A 6875-nucleotide genomic window follows, 5' to 3' on the forward strand; every position below is an offset into this window, starting at 1 on the left:
CGCAGGTCGCAGGTCGCAGGTCGCAGGTCGCAGGTCGCAGGTCGCCAAAAAAAGACGGTGAAAGGGGATGGGCTGTCAACATAATTGTTGACCCGCCAGCAGTTTTTTTTGGTTTTTAGACTTGAGACATGAGACTTGTGACCTGTGACGGTCTTTTTTCATGCCGGCTGGGAACTGCAATGGAGGCCGGGATCCCGATTGGAACGCAGGGCAAGGGCGCTTGGATCCCGACCTCCGTCGGGGTATTGATGAACGTTTGCTGCGCGGCCGCAATGGGCCTTACATCTTCTCCCTTTCTCACAGGACCGGCAGGGACTGCGACGCTGGACCCAAATACCGCCTTCCGGCGTCTTGAAGCTTCCTACCCCCTTCTCCCTGCAGCGTCCCTTCCCGGTCGGTCCTGTGGGCGCGAGTCCGCGCGTTGAACGATCCTTCTCGCTTTTCCTGTCGCCCCTACCCTCCCGAAGTGGAGCGGCATCATCGTATATCCCAGCCCGTCAGGTGGAAGGGCCCCGAATGAGGGGCCGGGACGGCTGGATGCCTCATCTCCCGCAGCCTGACAAGGAACATGCCCGTGGCAACGAAGCCGACGGCCACCAGCATTTCGGCGCCGTACCGCATTGCCGGTCCCGGGGTGTGCAGGAATCTCACGGTCAATCGATCAGCAAGGACCGTGTCCACCGCAACCTTGCCAAGAATCGCGGCGCCCGCATAGACGGCGGGGGTATAGCGCCCCATGAGCCGCGATATGAAACCGCCGCCGAAGGCCACTATCGGTACGCTTACGCATAGGCCCAGAAAGGCAAGGGCCGGATTTTCCCTGCTGGCACTTGCCACGGTAAGCACGCTGTCGGGGCTCATAGCCAGGTCCGCGAGGACGATCATGAGGAAGGCCTTCATGGACCCGCCCGGAGTCTCTTTTTGCATCTTCGGTGAATGACCGTCGACAAGGAGCCTCAACCCGATGGCAAGAATGAGAAGTCCTCCGCAGAGTCTCAGACAGGGGACGTTGAGAAGAGCTCCCGGCAGACAGGCAAGGAACGCCCTGGCGAGGACGGTGGCGGCGGTCCCGAGTATGACCCCCTGAAGGCGCCGGGACGGAGGGAGCGTGAGGGCCGCAAGGGCAATGATCAGGGCGCTGCCCCCGGAGAGCGCCGCGTTGGAGCCCATCACCGTTGCGAAATCAGCGAGGAGGCCTCCGCTCATGGAAGCGCTGATGAGGTCCGCGGCTCCCGTTACCTGTGCTGTGCCTATGATGTTGTTCACGGTCTCGCTACCTCCCAGATGCTGATCCGCAAACCAAGTATATCCCCCGCGGAGGCACGGGGCCATCGGGATTTTCCTGATTTTGGGGGGTATTTTCCCTGAGGCGTGCAAAGCTGCAACGGATGCCCCCTTTCGGACCCTTGAGGGCGAAGAGGGCTCACAACCGTCCGTCGCGAAGGTCTTCAGAGGGAGGTTATGCCTTCCCTGATCGCGTACTTGGTCAGTTCCGCGACGCTGCGTATCTGGAGCTTGTCCATGATCTGCTGCCTGTGGGTCTCCACGGTCTTCACACTGAGGTTCAGGGTAGATGCTATCTGTTTTGTGCTCTTGCCCTCGGCGAGGTGCTGCAGCACCTCCCTCTCGCGCTGGGTGAGGATCGTGAAGGCGCTGGATTCGTTCCGGGGTAGGTTATGGAGGTATTCCTTGACCACGATGTCGGTGATCCTCGGGCTCAAGTAGGACTGGCCCGTCATCACGGTATGGACGGCGGTGACGAGCTCTTCGAAGGCACTGTCCTTGAGGAGGTAGCCCGACGCTCCCGCCTTGAGCATCTCGAGGACGAACCTCCGGTCGGAGTGCATCGAAAGGGCGATTATCTTTATATCCTTGTTCTCCGCCACGATCTCTCGCGTCGCGTCTATGCCGTTCATTTCGGGCATCCCGATATCCATTATGATGACGTGCGGCAAGAGCTTGCGGGCAAGTTTCGTTGCCGTGAGTCCGTCCTGGGCCTCAGCGGCGACCTCCATGTCGGGCTGCTTGTCGATGAGGGCCTTCAGGCCTTCCCGCATGATCTTGTGGTCATCGGCCACCACTATCCGTATCTTCATCGTCGACCCCTAGTTCTCCTGTTCCCGTTTGAGGGGCGCCACGAGTATTATGCGCGCCCCTCTGCCGACCTGCGAGCGCACATCCATGTGGCCTCCGAGCGATTGAAGGCGTTCCCGGATGCTGAAGAGCCCGAACCCGCGGGCCTCCGCTATGTGGTAACTGCGCTTCGAGGCGTTGAAGCCCCTGCCGTCGTCGGCGACATGGATGGATATGCTCTCGTCCACCCTGCGCACCGTCACCTTAACCCGTGTCGCCCCGGCATGCTTGACCACGTTCGCAAGGAGTTCCCGGACGGCAGTGAAGAGGAGCACCCTGATCTCGTCCCGTATGGGCTTTTCGAAACCATCGCTCTCAAACTCCCTGTGGATGCCGTTCTGGCTCTCCACCTGTTCCGCAAGCCATTCAAGGGCCGCCTCAAGCCCGAGATCGTAGAGGATGGGGGGGCTGAGCTCGAAGGTGAGCGACCGGCCGAACTGGATGGCCTGCCCGATGTGGTCACGTATCTCGTCTATCTCCCGCTCTATGCTTTCGTCCTTGACGGCGCTCTCGATCCAGCCCAGCCTCATCTTCGCTGTGGCGAGAAGCTGGCCTATGTGGTCGTGGAGAAGGTTCGATATCCTCCTGCGTTCCCGTTCCTCCGCAAGGGAGAGCTCCGACGCCAGGGAGCGGAGCTGGCGCTGGTACTGGTTTAACCTCTCCTCCGCCTGCTTGCGTTCGCTTATGTCTTCAACGGTACCCTCGTAGTAGAGCGTCCGGCCGGCGGCGTCGCGTATTGCCCTGGCGTTCTCCCGCACGTGCATCCTCGTCCCGTCGCGCATCTTCCATTGCGCCTCGAACCCGCGGACCCTGCCTTCGCGTTCCAGCCGGTCCCTGATCTTTCTGCTGAGGTAGGTGGGCTCGCAACTCTTTCTGTATGATCTCACGGCGCCGAACTCAGCGAAGGAGGAATAGCCCATCATGCGGATCAGTGTGGGGTTGGCCATGAGAATCCTCCCGCGGGGATCTGTCCGGTATATGCCCAGCGGTGAGTTTTCGAAGAGGTTCTTGTAACGCTCGGCGCCCCTCCTCAGCATCTCCTCGACCTGCTGGCGTCTTTTTAACTCCTGCACGAGGCGGGCGTTCGCTTGCGTTATCTCGCTCGTCCGCTCGGCCACCCGCCGCTCCAGTTCCATCTTCGACCTCTTCAGCACCTCTTCCGCGAGCTTGCGCTCCGTGATGTCGTTGTCTATCTGGAGCACCGCCACAGGCTTTCCCCTCCTGTCCGTCCTGAGCTTCCATTTGCTTTCCACGATGATGCGGCGGCCGTCCTTCACGCGATGGATGAGTTCCCCTTCCCATTTCCCCTCGGAGAGGAGATGCTTCCGGATGGTGGCAAGGGGTTCGGGGTGCCTCGTCTTCAGGAGAGATGACAGGGGCCGTCCCAGGGCTTCATCCAGGGAAAAGCCGAACCGGTTCACGGCCCCCCTGTTCCAGAACAGAACATGATTTGTCATATCGCGGACGATGATGGCGTCCTCTGCGATATCGATGATCTCTGCCTGGTCGCGAAGCATGCTTGCCTGTCGCTCCAGCTCATGCTGGGCCCTGAGGCGTTCCGTGACGTCCCGGACGTTCACCATGATGAATTGGTCGTTCCGGTAATTGATAAGGGAGGACGTGATCTCCACATCGATGAGGGTGCCGTCCTTCCTTCGGTACTGGCGCAGCCCGGAGACGATCTCGGCATCCTTCAGGACGCCCCGGACGTTCTGCAGGATCTCCTTCTTCTTCATGGCCGTGATATCGAGCAGTGTGAGCCGGGTTATCTCCTCCTCGCGGAAACCGGTGATCTTGAGAAAACTGGCATTTGCCTCGAGGATCTTCAGTGTCCGGGGATTGAAGAGGAAGACGCCGTCCGAAGAGTGCTTCACGAGGAGACGGTACCGGGCCTCGCTGTCCTCGAGCAGGGCCCGAACGTCTTGAGCGTCGCCCGTCCTGCCCGCGGACCTCCGGACCGCCACGGACCCCTTTGCTTTCTTGCTCTTAACGAGTCTCTCGTTTTTCTTCACGCTATTTCAACACCTTATCTGTGTCGACCGGTTCTGCTCCAGGCAGGCCGTTGTGAATGCGGAAGGCCTTGCGGAGCGCTCGCGCCGGAGTGCCCGTGTCCCCCGCGGCACAGGCACAGGAGGGACCGTCTGTCCACCCGAAGCCAGGGGCCATCTCGTCCTTTACCTGTCCTTCCGGCTTCGGGGTCGGGTCAGCGGCCGCCCCGGCGGTGTTTCACGTGAAACCTTCACGGGTTCTTCTTCAATGCCAGCGCCAGGCTCGCCACCCTCTTCCCCAATTTGCCGGCATTATCGACCGTCTTTTCGTCGGGAACGCCCGTACACGATACACCATAATGGCCCGTGGCATCAAGGGGGTCGCCGACGACGATCATGCCGTAGATGAGCAGGGCCTGGATGATCGACATCATCGTAGTTTCCTTCCCTCCCGAAAGGTCCCCGGATGTGGCAAAAGCCGCCCCGACCTTGTCGCCCATCTTCTTCCGGACGGGAACGAATTTGTCGAAGATCTCCTTCAGCTCCGCCGCCATCGAGCCGAAATATACCGGCGAGCCGGCTATGATCCCGTCCGCGCGCAGGAAATCCTCCTGGCCAACCTCTTTCGTGTCCTTCATCACGCAGGTAACCCCGCTGACGGACTCCACGCCCGCCGCAATGGCCTGGGCAAGTTTCTTTGTGTTTCCCGACCTGGAATGATACAGCACAAGGATCTCCATAGAACCTCCTTCGCAATGTGAATGATCGATGACCATATTCCAATGACCAGGAAACAAGACAAAAACCGGATGTTCAAACCAGAATACACGGAAAGTGATGCCGATGCCCACATTTTCCTTGCTCATTTGTCGTTGCATCGGTCATTGATACATTCGTTATCGTCTCTCGTTTGGTCATCGTGATTTGGTCATTGGTCATTCTTTCTTAACTCGAGGAACCCTTCCCCGTGGGCGCCGTCTCAGGACAGGTCGAAGGCGCTGACGAGCCGTATGGTCGTCCTGTCACCCTCCCATATGAACCTTTCCGCCCTCGGATCCTCTTCTCTGCCGGTCCCGAACCTCCTCAGCGCCTCCTCCTTTACGAGAAGGTACTGGAGCAGAGAGTCAACCTTAAGAGTAACAACTGTCAACCTTCCTGCCGTGAACCCGTACTCGATCGCCGTGAGGCGCGCTCTGCCGAAGCCCAGATCATCCCGCGCGCGTCGGTACACGGCGGTGTCCGGGGTCTCCTTGCGCGTGCCCACGTATTCCATGGATCCCGCCAGGCTTTCGAGCTCTGTTCCCCAGGACAACCCCCCATATCCGTCCGGCTCTCCCTGGAATGCTTCCGCTGACGCGGCGGCAAAGAACACGAAAACGACCAGAGGGATGCACACGGCTGACGCGGTACGTGGTTTTCTCATTCGCCATCACCCTCCACGACGACGCAGATGTCCGGGCAATTCCTGTATTTTTCGGCGTAATCTATCCCGTAACCCACCACAAACCCATCGTCTATGGTAAAGCCTACGTAATCCCCCTCGATCTCAACCTCTCTCCTGCATCTCTTGTCTATCAGGGCACAGATCCTGAGAGATTTTGGTTTCCGGTCGTCCAGGAGTCCGCGGACGTGTGTCAGCGTGAGGCCCGAGTCTATGATATCCTCGACAATGATGACGTTCTTGCCCTCGATGTCCTCCTCGAGGTCCTTCAGGATCTTCACCCTGCCGTTGGTCTTCATGGCGTTGCCGTACGATGAGACGCGCATGAAGTCGACGCGTGACACATTCCTGACGCATCGCACCAGGTCCGACGTGAACATGAAGGAGCCTTTCAACAGGCAGACGAAGACTATCTCTTCGTCCCGGTAATCCTTCTCTATCTGCCTCGCGAGCCCTCTGACCGCTCGCGCTATGTCCCTTTTCGAAAAGAGTGGTCTCAGCATCCGCCGCCCCCTGGCCCCTAGAGGGCATGATCCAACACGACTATCTGTGCCTCGTCGGGGAGGCCGGCCTTCGAGAACTCCACCTCAGTGACGCCCGGATCCCTCACCCCTTCCTTTCCCCGGGTGAAATCCTCCACAGGCGTTATGGGGAAGGCGCATTTCTCTGTTTTGAAATGCATGGGTATCGTGACGCGCGGCTTCAGGGCCTCGACTATCCGTGTCGCCTCCGACGCGTCTATCGTGAAGAACCCTCCCACCGGGAGGAGGAGTATATCCACGGCCCCTATCTCCTTCACCGTCGCCGCGTCCAGAGCATGACCGAGATCGCCCGCATGGGCGACCGTGAGGTCATCACTCTCGACGACGAAGAAGAGGTTCTTCCCCCGCTGGCTTCCCTTCGACCCGTCGTGGTAGGTCGGCATGGCCCGTATCTTGACCCCCTTCTCCTCGTAAGCCCCTGCTTTATTGATATACGTGAACCGCCCTCTTATGTCCTTCGTATAATTGTGGTCATCGTGGTCATGGCTTGAAAGCACGATATCGGCCTCATCCGTGATCTTCCCGTAGGAGAGGTCTCCCCCGAATGCGCCGGATTGGTACGGGTCGGTTATGATCCTCACGCCCCTCGCCGTCGTTATGAGAAATGCCGAATGACCGTACCATTTTATCTTCATCCCCATCCTCCTTTTTTTCCTTTATATTACAACGACTTTCGCCCACTGTCAAGACACGGCGGCACCGGGACCGCCCGCCATTTCACACATCCGAGGAAAAGTCTTGCAATAGTCGGGAAGAAAGGTAGAATAAAGA

Annotated in this window: 7 protein-coding genes; all 7 read right to left on the bottom strand. The window is 59.2% G+C overall.

Going from position 1 to position 6875, the window contains the following annotated elements; translation table 11 throughout:
• Positions 1-477: 477 nt before the first annotated feature.
• Complete coding sequence (locus GXX82_04905) at positions 478-1266, bottom strand: YjbE family putative metal transport protein (protein ID NLT22367.1); 789 nt, start codon at positions 1264-1266, stop codon at positions 478-480.
• A 182-nt stretch (positions 1267-1448) separates the two neighbouring features.
• On the bottom strand, positions 1449-2096 hold the full coding sequence (locus GXX82_04910) for a response regulator transcription factor (GenBank protein NLT22368.1): 648 nt from the start codon (positions 2094-2096) through the stop codon (positions 1449-1451).
• 9 nt (positions 2097-2105) lie between these two features.
• Positions 2106-4145 carry a PAS domain S-box protein gene (locus tag GXX82_04915; GenBank protein ID NLT22369.1) on the bottom strand — a complete coding sequence of 680 codons (2040 nt, stop codon included), beginning with the start codon at positions 4143-4145 and terminating at the stop codon, positions 2106-2108.
• Between the two features lie 227 nt (positions 4146-4372).
• Complete coding sequence (locus GXX82_04920) at positions 4373-4861, bottom strand: flavodoxin family protein (GenBank protein ID NLT22370.1); 489 nt, start codon at positions 4859-4861, stop codon at positions 4373-4375.
• A gap of 239 nt (positions 4862-5100) precedes the next feature.
• Positions 5101-5544, bottom strand: coding sequence for a hypothetical protein (locus tag GXX82_04925; GenBank protein NLT22371.1), 444 nt, complete (start codon positions 5542-5544; stop codon positions 5101-5103).
• A complete protein-coding gene (hpt, locus tag GXX82_04930) occupies positions 5541-6065 on the bottom strand; it encodes a hypoxanthine phosphoribosyltransferase (GenBank protein ID NLT22372.1) in 525 nt (174 codons plus the stop codon). Before hpt ends, GXX82_04925 begins: the two co-directional genes overlap by 4 nt.
• 17 nt (positions 6066-6082) lie before the next feature.
• Positions 6083-6739: an MBL fold metallo-hydrolase gene (locus GXX82_04935; protein ID NLT22373.1), complete on the bottom strand. Its 657-nt coding sequence runs from the start codon at positions 6737-6739 to the stop codon at positions 6083-6085.
• Positions 6740-6875 lie beyond the last annotated feature (136 nt).

Source organism: Syntrophorhabdus sp., assembly GCA_012719415.1.
Lineage (GTDB): Bacteria > Desulfobacterota > Syntrophorhabdia > Syntrophorhabdales > Syntrophorhabdaceae > Delta-02.